15 protein-coding genes are annotated in these 15046 nt (G+C 44.1%); 7 read left to right on the top strand and 8 right to left on the bottom strand.

Annotated elements, in window-relative coordinates; translation table 11 throughout:
- Positions 1 to 39: 39 nt before the first annotated feature.
- Genes hepT through B0X71_RS21395 form a run of 4 tightly spaced genes read right to left on the bottom strand, consistent with a single transcriptional unit; the run spans position 40 to position 1523 of the window.
- Entirely contained in the window at positions 40 to 450 is a 411-nt protein-coding gene (gene hepT / locus B0X71_RS09845; protein ID WP_077589242.1) for a type VII toxin-antitoxin system HepT family RNase toxin, read from the bottom strand.
- A complete protein-coding gene (gene mntA / locus B0X71_RS09840) occupies positions 440 to 841 on the bottom strand; it encodes a type VII toxin-antitoxin system MntA family adenylyltransferase antitoxin (RefSeq protein ID WP_077589241.1) in 402 nt (133 codons plus the stop codon). Before mntA ends, hepT begins: the two co-directional genes overlap by 11 nt.
- 38 nt (positions 842 to 879) lie before the next feature.
- On the bottom strand, positions 880 to 1188 hold the full coding sequence (locus B0X71_RS21400) for a Fic family protein (protein WP_232336851.1): 309 nt from the start codon (positions 1186 to 1188) through the stop codon (positions 880 to 882).
- On the bottom strand, positions 1188 to 1523 hold the full coding sequence (locus B0X71_RS21395) for a Fic family protein (protein WP_232336683.1): 336 nt from the start codon (positions 1521 to 1523) through the stop codon (positions 1188 to 1190). The genes B0X71_RS21400 and B0X71_RS21395 overlap by 1 nt, the downstream gene beginning before the upstream one ends.
- A gap of 507 nt (positions 1524 to 2030) precedes the next feature.
- On the opposite strand from B0X71_RS21395, the gene B0X71_RS09830 reads away from it, so the two are divergent.
- Together B0X71_RS09830 and B0X71_RS09825 are read left to right on the top strand one after the other, a co-directional pair.
- Entirely contained in the window at positions 2031 to 2579 is a 549-nt protein-coding gene (locus B0X71_RS09830) for an adenylyl-sulfate kinase (protein ID WP_077589240.1), read from the top strand.
- Between the two features lie 129 nt (positions 2580 to 2708).
- On the top strand, positions 2709 to 2957 hold the full coding sequence (locus B0X71_RS09825; protein WP_077589239.1) for a hypothetical protein: 249 nt from the start codon (positions 2709 to 2711) through the stop codon (positions 2955 to 2957).
- 337 nt (positions 2958 to 3294) lie between these two features.
- Here the strand turns inward: B0X71_RS09825 and B0X71_RS09820 are convergent, their stop codons facing one another.
- Both B0X71_RS09820 and B0X71_RS09815 read right to left on the bottom strand, forming a co-directional pair.
- Positions 3295 to 3627, bottom strand: coding sequence for a four-helix bundle copper-binding protein (locus B0X71_RS09820; RefSeq protein WP_077589238.1), 333 nt, complete (start codon positions 3625 to 3627; stop codon positions 3295 to 3297).
- 220 nt (positions 3628 to 3847) lie between these two features.
- Complete coding sequence (locus B0X71_RS09815) at positions 3848 to 7054, bottom strand: M36 family metallopeptidase (RefSeq protein WP_077590964.1); 3207 nt, start codon at positions 7052 to 7054, stop codon at positions 3848 to 3850.
- A 285-nt stretch (positions 7055 to 7339) separates the two neighbouring features.
- Between B0X71_RS09815 and B0X71_RS09810 the strand changes: the two genes are divergently transcribed.
- Positions 7340 to 7696: a TlpA family protein disulfide reductase gene (locus B0X71_RS09810; protein ID WP_232336682.1), complete on the top strand. Its 357-nt coding sequence runs from the start codon at positions 7340 to 7342 to the stop codon at positions 7694 to 7696.
- A gap of 207 nt (positions 7697 to 7903) precedes the next feature.
- Here the strand turns inward: B0X71_RS09810 and B0X71_RS09805 are convergent, their stop codons facing one another.
- Together B0X71_RS09805 and B0X71_RS09800 are read right to left on the bottom strand one after the other, a co-directional pair.
- Positions 7904 to 8962, bottom strand: a complete 1059-nt coding sequence (locus B0X71_RS09805) for a homocysteine S-methyltransferase family protein (RefSeq protein ID WP_077589237.1) — start codon at positions 8960 to 8962, stop codon at positions 7904 to 7906.
- A gap of 109 nt (positions 8963 to 9071) precedes the next feature.
- Positions 9072 to 9980, bottom strand: a complete 909-nt coding sequence (locus B0X71_RS09800; RefSeq protein WP_077589236.1) for a LysR family transcriptional regulator — start codon at positions 9978 to 9980, stop codon at positions 9072 to 9074.
- Positions 9981 to 10567: 587 nt separating this feature from the next.
- On the opposite strand from B0X71_RS09800, the gene B0X71_RS09795 reads away from it, so the two are divergent.
- The 4 genes from B0X71_RS09795 to B0X71_RS09780 all read left to right on the top strand — a co-directional run bounded on the left by B0X71_RS09795 (position 10568) and on the right by B0X71_RS09780 (position 14871).
- Positions 10568 to 11905, top strand: a complete 1338-nt coding sequence (locus tag B0X71_RS09795) for an RNA-guided endonuclease InsQ/TnpB family protein (protein ID WP_198038564.1) — start codon at positions 10568 to 10570, stop codon at positions 11903 to 11905.
- Positions 11906 to 12105: 200 nt separating this feature from the next.
- On the top strand, positions 12106 to 12516 hold the full coding sequence (mce, locus tag B0X71_RS09790) for a methylmalonyl-CoA epimerase (RefSeq protein WP_077589234.1): 411 nt from the start codon (positions 12106 to 12108) through the stop codon (positions 12514 to 12516).
- Positions 12517 to 12870: 354 nt separating this feature from the next.
- Positions 12871 to 14532, top strand: coding sequence for a carboxypeptidase regulatory-like domain-containing protein (locus tag B0X71_RS09785; RefSeq protein WP_198038563.1), 1662 nt, complete (start codon positions 12871 to 12873; stop codon positions 14530 to 14532).
- A gap of 33 nt (positions 14533 to 14565) precedes the next feature.
- Positions 14566 to 14871, top strand: a complete 306-nt coding sequence (locus B0X71_RS09780) for a hypothetical protein (RefSeq protein ID WP_077589232.1) — start codon at positions 14566 to 14568, stop codon at positions 14869 to 14871.
- Positions 14872 to 15046 lie beyond the last annotated feature (175 nt).

Raw genomic sequence — 15046 nt, 5'->3', positions numbered from 1 at the left:
TAGCCCTTAATAATGGTCTTACAAAGCAGAGGAAGGGCGTTACTCTTGATAAGAGAGGATCTCCTCTGTAAATTTCCGAAGGTCAGCTAAATGTAGCTCAATAACTTTCTGCAGGATGACCATACTAATCTCCTCGTAGTTGTGCACAGCCACATTCCGGAAACCGACCATAGCTTTCATCTGTTTCGTTGTTCCCGTTGAAATGATCTGATTCTGCTGAAGAAGTTCAAACGCATCCCGGCTGGTCTGTGGAATACCCAACCTCTTTTCAGCAACGATATGCATACTCAAATCGATAGAAGCCTCACACGCTCGTTGGATATTCAGCACGATGGAATCTTGTTTTGTGAAGTCCATCAGATTCCCTGGATTCCCTTCATATACCTCATGGATCCGTTTAAGACACCGTTCGATGATATTGATTTTACTCAAAATGACGTCATTTCTCATAGATGGACCCGCTCTTGTCAATCTGGTCTAAAACCGGTTGCCGTTCTTCGTTCAGTTTCGCATACATCTTGTACGTCTTCATTTCAAAATCCATCCGCTGCCGTTCATCTGTTTCATAGAGAACCTGCCCACTACTTAGAACCTGCATCTGAAACACGGTCGAAACTCGGGCCAGATCCACTAAATCTACGTCCTTGTTCAAGATGGCTGCCAACTCCTCGGCAATCATAAAAATTTGGTACTCGTCGATCTGTTCACTACTTAGAAAAGCGATATCCAAGTCACTGTCCGGTCGTTCGGTTCCTTTTGCGCTAGAGCCGAAGACAATCAGCAGGGACGGTGATAGGCGCTCGATCAGAAGATGTTTTGCTTGCTCCAACTTTGCATTCATTAAAAGAACCTCCCGTTTATTTAAGAAATCAGATGACATTATGTAACCATATTTAGTTGCAGATTCAGGCTATCTTCCACACAACCAGCAACCAATCTTATAAGAAGATCAGAATTTCGCCATACAATTGCAGATTCCAAAGCCGTAAAATACTGGAGCCGGTTCTTTTCGTCGCTGCTAATGATAGCGGGTGGGAATCCGGATTCCATTAGACTCAAATTCATTAAGAGTCTGCTTACATGGCCATTCCCGCGTGTAAATGGGAGAGTGCAAGCGAATTTAGCGTGAAAGTCCGCGGCTAGTTCAACCGGATGGAGTTGGGCCTTTACAGCTTGATACCAAGCGATCAGGCAACGAGTTTCTCGTTGAACCTGTTGAAAGTGAGGGGGCTATGGTTGCTCTCTTTAATTCTGACGTTGACGGAACGATAAGTACCCGCGTTTTCATTATCAATACTTTTCAGGAGCAAATAATGAATTTCTTTAAGGACCTGTTCATTTAGCGGAACTTGTTTTTGAACCAGCTTTTCAACAAAACCAATGGCTTCTGCATGGTTAATCACTTCTAAGTGCTCCTGCAACCTTTTACCGCCGACTGTTAATCCGTCTTCGAGAATCACTTTCATTTTAAGGGAAGATAATGTATTGCCTTCGATTGCATTGGAATGGTAAGTCCATTCCATGCGATAGACTTCCCGGAGGTTTTTCACAGTTGCTTGCTGAAGTGGCCGGTGCTGTTCAAGTTTACTTTTTAACGTGTGAATCTCTTTAAACTTCTCCATAAGCGGATACCACTTTTCCTGCGAACTGAAAGTATTATATATTTGATACAGCTCATTGCGCCAATGCCTAGCGATACGTTACGTCTTTTCCTAAATGTCTCATGGAGCTTTGATTATCCATGCGACATTTTTGATTTGTCACGATTGCATACATGCAAACACGTATTGGCCATTGTCCAATCTGCTAGTAAGTCATCACATTTTGTTTTAAAATACTCTTTGTAGTGTTTCATTGGCCGCTCACAACCCGTAGCTTGCAGGTTTTGTCTTGATTTAATTATATCATATTCAATTATTCGTTAAATTTACATATTGCGAACATATAGTAAAGAGTATAACTAATACAGAGAATTCCTAATTCAGTAACGTCAATTCTTAGGGTGAAACTTATATAGAGGAGAGAGGAATATGACAGAGGCAAAGAAACCGTTCGTCGTTTCAATTGCGGCTGTATCCGGCGGTGGCAAAACAACTATAACCGAGCAGTTGAATAAAAAACTAATGAATTCCAAGGCTCTCTTTTTTGACGAGTATGATCTTGATGGTCCTAGTGACATTCCGACATGGGTAAGCAATGGTTCCGACTATGAGGAGTGGGATTTAACCCCACTGATCGAAGATTTAAGAAAGGCACTTGCTGAATGCCATGATTTTATAGTCATGGATTTTCCTTTTGCCTACAAGCATTCTCAAGCCCGTAAATTCATTGATTTGGCAGTGTTTGTGGATACGCCATTGGATATAGCGCTGGTACGCCGGATGACAAGAGATCATAAGAATAGTTCCAGTAAGGAACTACTGATTGATATGGAACAGTATATCTCCTATGGCAGAAGAGGTTATCTTGAAATGCTGGAAACGATTAGATCCAATTCCGACCTTATAATCGATGGCAGTCTGCCAGTCGCTGATGTAGTCAATGAAATTATATACACATTAGACGAAACCGGTGATTGAAATGATCCGTTTAATCTGTGTAAATAAAAGGCTCTGGTACCAACTGAAAAATGAAATCAACTCAATCTTCACAAATTCTCCAATTTTATTAGATACACTGAACTTGCAAAGATGAGAGGAGGGAGAAAAATGAAGCTAAAAAAAGCACCCTTAGTCTTTTCGTTCGCTTTGTCGACGCTATTGGTAACGGGAACGACCGGGTTTGCCAGTGGCGGATCGAGTATGATGAATGCCAGCGACACAGGCATGATGAACATGATGGAAAGCGAAGGAATGGCAGGCATGATGAAGGCTATGCATTCTCCGGAAGGACAGGAAATGATGAAAGCCTGCGGAGATTTCATGGCATCGGTTGATGAAGAACAAGAAGTAAAGTAATGAAAGAGCGTTGCTTTCGCAAGTGACCTTTTCCGGGGAAAGTAGAGACTGCAGATAACGCCTGGCTACACCCGGCTGTCTGCGGTCTTTTTTTATAAGTGAGCTCCAGATAGAAGATTTCTTCCAAAGATGAAATTCGGCCTGTTGCTGACAGCCTCTGTTAGGCAGCAACAGGATGATAGATAACGCCTGCTCTAATCAAGTGAACATTCGTAGATAAGCCAAAATTAACACTGATGAACTAATCAAGCGCATGGAATGAGGTTGAATCATCGATTTGATGGACGGCCAAACTAAAAAAGGACAGGATTAGAAACACTCCTGTCCGTTGGCAACATTAAACGTACTTTCTGCAAACTTCCGCACATTTCCGGCAAGATTCCACACATGCCTTGCAGTGGTCCATTGCTCCGTGATGATCACAAGCTTTTGCACACGCGTCACAGACTTCAGCGCAGAATTGTAAGAATTTTTCGTGGAACTGTGAATTTCGGGTCACCAATTGCTCTGCAAATGAACAGGTATCGGCGCAATCACGAGCGAGTCGGATCGCATCGGTCAGATGATCGGCATGTTCTTTGTCATTCAGGCATTCGTTGAAACAGATGTTGCAGTCAACGAGACACTGATGCAGCGCGTCCAGAATTTCCTGATGATGTTCGTGAGCCATTGTGGTACCTCCCTGAATTTTTGTCTTACTATCTGTCTTTCCATAATAGAAGACCGATAAACAATGGAAAGGATTATTTCTTTCTAACCCCTTTCTACGGACGAGTTTCTTTTAACCTAAATTTCATAAGCGGATTTGCTGCAGACAGTACAAGAAGCCACAGCAGATTGCTGTGGCTTCCGGTATTCCTGGTCTTCCAAGACCACAAATCAGTGATTGTTTAGTAAGGGCTTGTCACATTCACTTCAAAGCTTGTATCTGCACCGCTGTAAAGACCGACGTAGATATATTTTGTTCCGCCAGGTACGACACCTGCCTCATCAGCAGCAGAGGTGGCAATACTGCCGATCACCTGGAAATCGGCATCGTAGAAGAAGATATCTAGATCGTGACCGCTTGCGCTTGTGCCTTTGACCGAGAAGTTATGGATGCCATCTGCATATTGTGCAGGCAATGTCAGCACATAACCGTCGACACCTTGGGAAGCAGGCTCAGGATTTTGAGTTGACACGAACTCATTTTGTGTGACTGCCAGCGACACATCGTCTGCTCCAGCAAGCGTACCAATGCCTGTCCCTGCATTGCCTAAAGAGATCGTTCCGCTAGCTGTGAATGGTTTTTCCGGCGGCAGATCCAGCGGCGTGATTTTTGCTTTGTCGGAAGTGAACGCCTGAAGTTCCGCTACTTGGATATACCCGAGTGTATCATTTTGCGCAGTTTCCGCGATGAATTTCAATTGAGTAGCCTGCGTAGGCTGTGCAAGTCCATAATCCTGATAATCCAAATCCGGAGTAGCAGGTCGCGGCTTGCCGGCTGTGAAGCTGTCCTCAAGAATAGTTGTCCAGTTTTGGCCATCGACAGAAGCTTGCACTTCAAAATCTTTGACGGTTGCAAACCGGGCTTTTGCCACGTCTTTCATCGCGCTGATATTCAAATGTGTAATTTCTAGCGGTTCATCACCGGCAAGGTCAACGGTGAACTCAGCGCCGGTGAATCCGTCTGCTTTGGCTTCGGAAGCATATACACTTGCCTCTGTGTCATCAATAGCCAATTTGACCGGATTGCTGGCAGATGCATCTGATACTGATGCAATCGAAGCACCGTTAAAGGAAGAGGCAATGTTCGGTGCCAGTTTTAAGTTCCAGCGTTTCTTATCGCCGGCTTTAATGATCACGTCTTCAATGGTACGGGATCCGTATCCTTTAGCTTGAATTGTGATGTCATATGTCCCTTCTGCCAAATCAAGAGCAAAGCCGCCTTTACCGGATGTCGTCACGGCAGGAGTGGAACGAGCTTCGTATTGTCCAATGAAGATTCTGGCATCTTCAACTGGTTTATTTGTCTGCTCATTGACGATTCGGCCTAAGAGCTGTCCATTGAAAGCCTCGTTCGGGTGATTGAACGCCGGTTTTGGATCGGTATCGTCCCCACCGAGGGAAACCGCATCATCACCAAGACCCCGGTGCGCGAAAGCCGACCATAAGACTTCACTGTACTTGCTGCCGTAACGCTCAATATCGGCAGTGAGAATAGCGGTGCGCATATCGGCCATCGATGGATTCGGTGCAGAAATCGGCATCGCATCCATAACCAGCTGTTCAAGTGCCTTTTCAGCTTCTTCTTTTCCGAAGGCCGCAATCAGTTCTTCCCGGACATGCCATAGAATGGCAGCCCAGATATCACCGTCCGCATGAACTTCAGGACCGACAATATCATATCCAATGTTTCCGTAATTAATTGGCGCGTCAGCAAGCGACCAGTTTCGGATTCCCCGTTCAGCGTTATCTGTTACGTAAGCGCCGACAACCGGCTCATCCTGCAGACCATTTTTCACTAAATAGTGCATGCCGAACCAATCGCCCCAGCCTTCGCCCATGGAACTCGCTTGATGGCTGCCGAGCGATTCCCCGCCTGCAACAAGGCGATTTGATAACGCATGGGAATACTCATGATAAATGATGCCCGCATCGTAATCGCCGTCTGCATAGGCTCCTTCAAACGCGCCGGCAATCGGTTCCCATAAGAACATGCCGCTCCAAGCGGTGATTCCGTCAGGCAGTGTCAGCATGTAGGCGTTATCTCGTCCCAAATAAGTCGGATCGCCACCTGTTGCAGCACCCGCCTGCACGAGCCCAAGAATCGGATCTCCGCCAAGGCCGCCTTTTCCGAAATTATTGATCTGCAGGTTGCCGGCAGGTTCAGTCCAACCCAGCTTATAGAAGTAATCATGGAATAGATTGTGGTGATAGAACAAATTGGCTGTAGCACTATTCACATCCTCCGCATAAGAAGGCGGCACGATTTCTCCTTTGCTCTTTTGCCAAGCATTCAAGAACACATAATTGAACTGACCGAGCGGACTAACTGGTCTCACTAACGTATCTGCAGGCACAAGGAAGTTGCTCCAGTTCGCATAAGTGCTGGCATTATTGCCGAATGTGGTTACACCTGTATCGGATGTCGGGAGAAGCCACCCTTGAGGGGAAGCAGCCGGGTCACCAGTAAAGGACTTTACCTTTTGCGTACCGCCTGCAGCCGCTCCCGGATAGTTTTCAAAAATAAGTCCTTCGGGATTCAGGAAGTTAACGAGTGAGCGTTTATAAAGCTGTTCGCCTGACTCCGCGTCAATTACGATTTCATAGGCTTTATTCAATTCTTCAATGAATAGGACCCGGTAGGCCGGGCGGATGCCACCGCTTGTATAAAAGATGGCTTCTTTAACTCGTTGTTCAGCGGGAAATACATCAAGTCCATCAAATACTTTCCAGCCAGCTTCATCTGCAAGCGGTTTCGGTGTATAAGTCAGTTCAGGTGTGAGCCGGCTGACTACCGTATTTAACGCATCCGTCGCTGTCAATGTGAATTCGCCCGCCAGTTCACCGCTCGGTGCCGCATTGCCGGTAACAGATAAGATTTTTCCTTCTTCATTTACAGCTACGATGATTCGGCCGCCATAGACAGATTCGATGCCATTGACCGTCTGCTGGAAGGTGACCGGGTTCAACTTCGTACCTGGGACTTCATAATTTCGGACCACTTTTAAATTTCGGACATCCGAATCAGTTAAACCGAATAATTCCTTATTCGCTTCCAGCCAAGCCCGTGCGATTTCTTCAGCTGATCCTGCTGAGGGTCCGGTTAGGTATCCGCCGGATTTTGTAATACTGGAAGGCGTTCCGAACTGCGAATTCCAGTTGATCTTCACACCGCTGCCCGATGAGGCCAGTAATTTCTGTGCAGCTTCAATCTGGACCGTGTCTGGCAAGATGGCAGTAGCAGTATCCCGTGTATCGGCGACGACTTCTTCCGTGTGTCCGAACACGTCACGTACTTGGTGCGAGGAGTCAGCAGCAGCTGCTGCGCCAGCAAACAATTGAGTCGCAAGCAATGCAGAACTGACGACAGCCAGGCTCTTTTTCTTTGGCATCCCGATCATCCCTTCAGGTTCGTAGATTTTTGATTTCCTCTTGTTCTTATTGAAACAAAATTCAGAAATGTATTCTATTCACCAAAAGGAAGAAATGGTTACTACCTTGAACGTATTTTCCTTCTACTCCAAAAGGTGTAGAAGAGCTAGTACTAAGTGCAGTAAGCAAAGAGGCTAAAGCGAGGCAGGACAAAGCGTGAAAGAGAGTTGGTTTATGAATTATGAAGATGGCCGCCAATTCCTTTCTTGCCATTCCAAGTATAAAAAGGCCAGGGACCGGAAGTTGTGAAACCCTATATAAAAGGAACAACCTTCCCGACGGTTGTCGATGAAAACAATACGCTGGTCAATCAGTTCCAGTTCAAAGCGATTCCGAATGGAATTTTCATCGATGAAGAAGGCACGATCCGCTTGCTGAAAGAAGGGTTCAAAGTGGATAATCCGGAATATGTCAAAGCGGTCGAACGGCTGATCAATGGGGAAGTCGATAAAATCGAGCTTGATGATGATGCGGCACGAAATGAGCCGTCTGACCTGCAGTTTCAATTGGCCCAGACCAAATTCAAACTCGGAATGGAATATGTGAAGCAAAACCGGAATGAGGCCACCTTAAAAATTATTATTCAGCGGGCGACTTCTTAACAGAATTAGAAAAAGCTCCCGACATAAAAACCTTAATTGGATTATGTGAATACAGAGAAGACGCTAAACATCTACTCATGCAACTAATGCTAATTGTAGACAAATCTATTGGGTATTCAGATGTTTTAAAAGTAAGCGTCTAAAATAAATACCTTGTTTTTTAGAAAAGACTCACTCTTTAATCCCTAAGAGTGAGTCCTCATATACTTATGCTTTTGTTCGGTAGGCTAGATTGTGATCCTTTAATGTTTTATCTTGCCCGAATAAGAAGTGCTTCTCCATATCTGGTGAATATTTCGAGTTGATTGTTTGGATTCCTGTTGCTTCTGCTACTGCCCTTATCATGGCAGGTGACGCTCCACAGCAAAGGCCGATATAATTAATACCGATGTTTTGAGCTTCTTTCGCCCATTCCGCTAATTCATATCGATTATGATAAAGCGGATCTAACGATGTCGGGAAAGTTGTTTCGGTTGGCAGGGCACAGCTGCATCCGCCATCAGGTAAGTTAAAGAATGTCGGGTGTTCTTCTGATGTTCGGTAGGGGATTGGCAACCCCCCAACAAAACCGTCTACCTCTTCTCTGATTTTCTGGAGATAGGGCTGCATTGTAGCAGGGCCGCGGAAACAGTTCATTCCAACAACTAAGGCGCCTTTTTCTGCAAGAATCCGACAAGAGTCTTCTACCGTGTAACCGTCGCGCAATATATTCTCGCCCATCAACCCTAATGTAACAACTGCCGGCAAGCCTTGTTTTTGAATTTCTTCTAACGCAATAACAGCTTCTTCGTGGTAATAAAAAGTTTCAGCATTGATGAAATCTACGCCTTCTTCTTTTCCCCACTGGACCATCTCTGCAAAAATACTTCTTACTTTCTCCTTAGATTCAACATCTTCAGGGTCGAAAATATTCGTATTTGAAATGTTTCCTGCAACTAACGCTTCTTCGGTCGGGTGTTCTGCCGCTACTTCTTTCGCCAAACGGATCGCGCTTCGGTTCAAAGGCTCAAGTAAATGTTCTTTGCCGATGATTCTCATTTTTTCACGGTGGCCATTATAGGTAAATGCTAAAACCACATCTGAACCAGCTTTCATATAATCCCGATATACTTGCTTTAAAGCATCTGGATTTTCCAAAGCCACCTCCGGCACGAAAGACCCCGCTTGCAGATATCCTCTCCGTTCCAGTTCAAACAAATACCCTTCTCCTACAATGACGGTGCCTTCATTTAACCTTTGTTCCAAACTTCTTTTCTCCGCTGCCATCTAACTCTCTCCCTTTTTCTTTGAATTGAGGTTAGTGTAGCATCGGAGCAATCATATAGCGTAACTCCTAAATTCTATCGTTCGGCATAGTTTTAAACTATAGACAGGTTTATTTATCTAATATGGTTTCTTTCAAGTAGTCAATATAAAGCGTTGCCAGCAGACTGTTTGTAACATTTTTACGTGTAATATAGCCGACCGTAATGCGTTCATCCACCTTTAGTGGAAGCGCCACAATATCATCATCGTTGATATCATAACTGATGATTCCTGTTGAAATCGTATAGCCGTTCAACCCGATCAATAAGTTAAATAACGTTGCCCGATCACTTACGCGGATATTTTTCGGTCTCGAAATTGTGCTGAGTACCTCTTCAGAAAAATAAAACGAGTTATAATCCCCTTGTTCAAAAGAAAGGTAAGGAAAAGGATCCAAATCCTCCAGGGTCACATACTCCTGGGCCGCAAGTGGATTCGTCGAGCTGATAAATACATGCGGATCTGCTTCAAATAGTTTGTGAAACGTTAAATTTCCCTCTCTTAGAAACTTGGAAATCACCTGTCGATTGAATTCATTCAAGTATAAAATGCCGATTTCACTGCGAAGGTCTCTTACATCATCAATGATTTCATACGTCTTGGTTTCTCGTAAGGTGAATTCATATTCATCCCGGTCATAATCTTTTAATAATTTTACAAATGCACTGACTGCAAAGGCATAATGTTGTGCCGATACAGAAAAATGCTGTTGTGATGGTTGTGCCGTATTAAGATATTGACTTTCCAGCAAGTCTGTCTGTTCAATCACCTGTCTTGCGTACCCTAAAAACTTCGTACCCTCAGAAGTAATGACAATTCCCTTATTCGTACGTGAAAAAATGGTAATCCCCAATTCATTTTCCAATTCTTTGATGGCATTGGACAAACTCGGTTGACTAATAAACAATCGCTGCGCTGCTCTGCTAATCGATCGATTCCTCGCCACTTCGATTACATATTTTAACTGTTGGAATGTCATCCGCTTTTCCTCCCCGCCTTCATCATGCGGTTTTATTGTAGCATAGACAGCTTGCGGTGAATTTTAAGCAGTACCAAGTGCGGTCAGACGGTAACCAATAGTATTTGACATAGGATTGCAATTTTATGCTATCCATTTTGATCCGTCCTGTTCCTCGCTCGCTGTTAACTAAAGGTCGTTTTCAAAAGCAAGAGTCCAATAGCGAACACGTTCTAATATAGAAGGTTTTTATTCCCTTCGTGATGGGTTAATCGATAAGTATGATTACTCAATATGGATTGATTGCCCTCGAGACACGAGACTTTCACGAGGCCTTGAAAGAGGTAGTTTTAACTTAATGAAAATGAACTCGGTCCGAAAAGAAGAGCAATATGGCACTATGCACTTTATGCTTTCGGTTTTTTTAACGAGCTCCGAAAGAAGTCCCCATCCTCAGGCAGCGGAGCGAGCAGGGGGGATGAACTTCGGTCGGCGAATGCCGACATTTTTTCTTTTCTTTTTGTCAAAATAGCCTGTATATTCGACATAAACAGAACGTGAGTTCCGGTGTGCAAATGGCAATGAATGAACAGGAAGGAGGCATCGTCATGGCGGCTGACAAGAAGGGACGTCACATCAAAGGCACGAAAAAGCAATTGCCTGACGGGTGGATAACAGGCGCGTTCCGTTATGCCATTTTTCCGACGGATGAACAGAAGCAGTGTCTGGAGATGGCATTCGGATGTGAGCGGAAAGTGTACAACGAATACGTCGCGGGATTGTACGACCACTTGGAAGCCGTCGGGTTTTCAGGCGGGTTTCTGACCTACAGGGTTCCGAATTACACGACGATCACCCAGCGCTATGATTTCCTGGATCGGTCGACTGATTCGTTTGTGTACAACGATGCCAAAATCCGTTTTCAGGCAGCCATCAAAAAATATAACGAGACCTACGGTACGCGCCCGCTGCACTACAAGAAATCTGTACAGAAAAAGATGAAAGCCGGCTATGTGCCTTCCCTTCAAGATGTCAAGGGGCTGCCGAAATTCCACAGTAAAAAGCAAGGCGGATTCAGCTATACAACCAACCAGACGAATGGGAATATCCGCATCGAGCCGAGGGACGGCGCGACGTTTCTGCGGATTCCGAAATTCCCTGAAGGTATACCCGTTCGATTGCATCGGGAACTGCCCGCCGATGGGCTGGTTAAAAAAGTGACCCTCAAGCGGGAAGGCACCCGATATCTGGCATCGATTTCTGTGGACTATCCGTTCGAAAAAGCACCGCTGAAGGAAACGGTCTTGGCAGCCAACATGACCGCATTGGACTACAGCCAATCCGGTTTATACGTGGACAGCGACGGGAAAAAAGCGGGCTATCCGCGTTTCCATGAATTGATCGGGAAACGGCAGCGGCGGCTGAACAAATCACTGGCCCGGATGAAAGAACGCGCGATGAAAGATGAAAACGGACAGCCTGTCTATTCGAAGAACTACCGGCAAACAGTTGTACACTATCAAAAGACCATGGCGAAGGCGGCCAACCAGCGGAACGATTTCCTTCACAAGCGCAGTCATCAGATAACCAATGATTACGATGCGATTGTGGTGGAAGACCTGGATTTGACGAATTTGGCGCAGTGCCTGAAGCTCGGCAAGAAACTGCATGACAATGGATTCGGGATGTTCCGCGGCATGCTGAAATACAAGGCGGAACGAAAGGGAAAGCATTATATTGTCGCTGATCGGTTCTTCCCATCAAGTAAGCTGTGCAGCGCCTGCGGACACAAAAAAGAACGTCTGCGGCTTTCCGAGCGGACGTATGCGTGTGAAAGCTGCCATGCGGAATTGGATCGGGACCATAATGCGGCCCTCAATCTCAAAAACTACGGAATCCACGCCTTGCTGGACACGGGGTTCTTGGCAGATCCTGTGTCGAACTAATTCCGATCACGATCAGTAGTGGCTGGGACGCCACGAATTCAAGGCTTGTGACATCGGGCGTTAGCCCCGTGGATGACCAAGCAATAAAAGAAGGGAGCGAAGTCTCCCTGAAGCCCCCACTTCAAATTTTCGAAGGAAATTAAGTGGTGGGTAGTTCACGTAGTGTATACTTTCTGGTGATACTAAAAGGAGGAATTAGTTTGGAAGCTGTTTTAGATCACATTGGAGTAGCCGTTAGAAGCATTGATGAAGCTCTGCCTTTTTATTTGAATGTGTTAAACGGTTCATTAACAGATCGTTACACTAGCAACACAGCTGGCGTTGAAGTACATGTGGCTGTAATGGAAACTAATGGTCAAACCATTGAATTATTGGAACCGACGAATAATGATTCACCTATAGCTCGATTTATAAGACAAAAAGGAAAAGGAGTCCATCATGTTGCGTATCAAGTAGACGATTTGGATCAAGCAATACTTGAGGCTCGTCAAAACGGAGTACGCTTTTTGGAGGACACACTACGTGTGAACTCCCGGGGGAGAAAGCTCATTTATATTAATCCTGTATCAACTGATGGAACATTGATTGAGCTTTGTGAGTATCAAAAATAACAAGGGCTGATTACTTAAGCGTTAATAAAGAACAAGAAATATAGTAAGTGATGTAAATCATAGATAAAACCATTGGAAGGAGTCACACGAATAAATGAGACTCCTTTTCTTTTATTGTCTGTGGTCTTAATGTGATCGCATCCCAGGGACAGGAACAATTATGGCCATTCCTCCTATCTAATTAATGGAGGAGACACGATTGGCGGCGGAGATAGAATCGGACTCAATGAGATTACTGGCAGTCGTGATAATTCAACTGTCTATTATTCATATATGGAAAGGGATAACCGCAAATTTATCAATTATCATTTCATCTATGCATATGATCCTAAAACAATCAAAGCAAACAAAGAGATGGCAAGACATAACTTTGACAGGGAAAGTATTACTATTGAGCTTACAGCAGCAAATGAAATAAAGAATGTAGTGGTCTCAGGTCATCTTGAAGGTCAGACAATGCACCTCATTGGTGATGATTATTATTGGAAAAGTTCTAGAATAAAAATTCCGTTTTCAGAGGAGGTTCCTCAATACGAGAATCACCCAATTATCCCGGTAGCACAGGGAGCCCATGCTTTGTTCCCTGTAAGCGGACGTTATGTAGTGGATGGAGCAGGGGTGCCGTCTTGGTGGGACGCGGAAGATCAGACTGGTCTATTGAGAGATTTAACGGAGACAGATTTCAACCAACGACCGATTGATAATCTGCACGGTCGTAATATTCTTCTTCCAAATTCGAGTGATGTAAATTCAAATAATTTTAACCACTATTCATTGCAGAAATTGGATTTGACTCAGACAAGTCACAATGATTTTTCAGCCTTATCATTTAGTGGAGCATGGGTAGATGTACCTTCGTTGGGGAACGCTAAATTTCCACCGTTTACCGATAAAGAAAAATCTGTTACTCAATGGGTGGATGGAGCAGATACGAGTTGGGATATGAACCGATTCCTAGAAGGCAGCGAAACTCGAGAAAGTATCAACGATATTAACGAGTACTTAAATAGATATATCCAGACTGGCACTTCAAAAGTTAATGGAGTGATTAGAGATGCGATTACTGAAGAAGCAATCGAAAATGCTGATATTCAAGGGTTTAATGAGGATCGAACCCCTATGGGAAATCAAATCCGATCTAACAGCGATGGTGTATACACCCTTAGCCTACCTGCAGGAGAGGGATTAAATTTAGTCATTACAAAAGCTGGCTACATTCCATTGGAATATCAGGGGTTATCACTTGCGGAAAATGAAGAAAAATTTCTAGAAACCCTTCTGCAAATTCCTTCAGAATATGAAAATCTGCGTGATGGTATTTTGAAAGGGAATGTAATCCAAGCTGATACAGGAAGAGCGATTAGCGATGCGGAAATCGTTTTGCGGAAAAACTTCAATGCGAAAACCGGAAATTCTATAGCCAGGGCAATAAGTAACTCAAATGGAGAATATGTTTTTGAAAATTTGCCGACCGGGTACTATACCATGGAAGTAACCAAGCCAGGATTTGCTATAAACTATATTAATGTAGTGGTTATCGGTGGCCGAGAAGTCGTAAGGCAAGTAACGCTTTCTCCTCAACTAAATGAAAATGAGATGAGGATTGTGCTGGAATGGGGTGCAAGCCCGAGAGACTTGGATTCCCACTTAATCGGTGAATCGGCAAGCGGCGGACAATTTCACATCAGTTACTCAAATAAGAAATATTATGAGAATGGGCAATTGCATGCCGAGTTGGATTTGGATGACGTATCATCATATGGTCCAGAAACAGTAACGATAAACGGTATTAAAATAAGCAACAATGAGAATGGAACCTACCAATACTATGTCCATGATTATACAAACCGTTACACTAGTGGGAGCAATGCGCTTTCTAATTCAGATGCAAAGGTGAAAGTATATACATCTTCTGGCTATACAGAATATACAGTTCCACAAAGCCGTATAGGAACAACGTGGTCTGTATTTAAAATGGTCAATGGAGAACTCATTTCCATTAACACGTTGCGATAGGCAAAGAATGAACCATATTAAACGAGGTGCCAAATGAAAAAAGCTTGGGTGTATTATCATTTCATTGCAGTGTTAACACTCTTCGTTTTCGTCTTATTCGATTTTGCCATCAATAGGGGTAAAAGCGGAAACGAGCTCAATACACATTTTACTGAAACTGCTTTATATGTTATTGGATTCAATATTTTTATCGCCATGCCCATTTGGCTGATCGTCCTCTTGTTTAATAAATACCGAATGGACGGAAAGACATTTTTGAAGGGGCTCGGCTTATTTTTTCTTTTTATCGTGCTGGCCGCTTGGCCGGTTGTTACGGTCATCGGGTATATGGCGTATTAGTAGACGATAGCCGATATAATTTATAACCGCGGCTGTCTTCAGAGAAAACAGAAAAAAACGATCTGGCACAATCGAGCCAGATCGTTTTTTCATGTCAAAAGATCTCCCTTGATGATAGCTAAAGCTAATCTCTTTTAATTTAAATTTAGCATCTCTACAACTTTTTATAAAACAT

The organism is Planococcus lenghuensis (assembly GCF_001999905.1).
GTDB classification, from domain to species: domain Bacteria; phylum Bacillota; class Bacilli; order Bacillales_A; family Planococcaceae; genus Indiicoccus; species Indiicoccus lenghuensis.
Note: the sequence above shows the minus strand (reverse complement) of the source record. Positions and strands in the feature narration are given on the sequence as shown.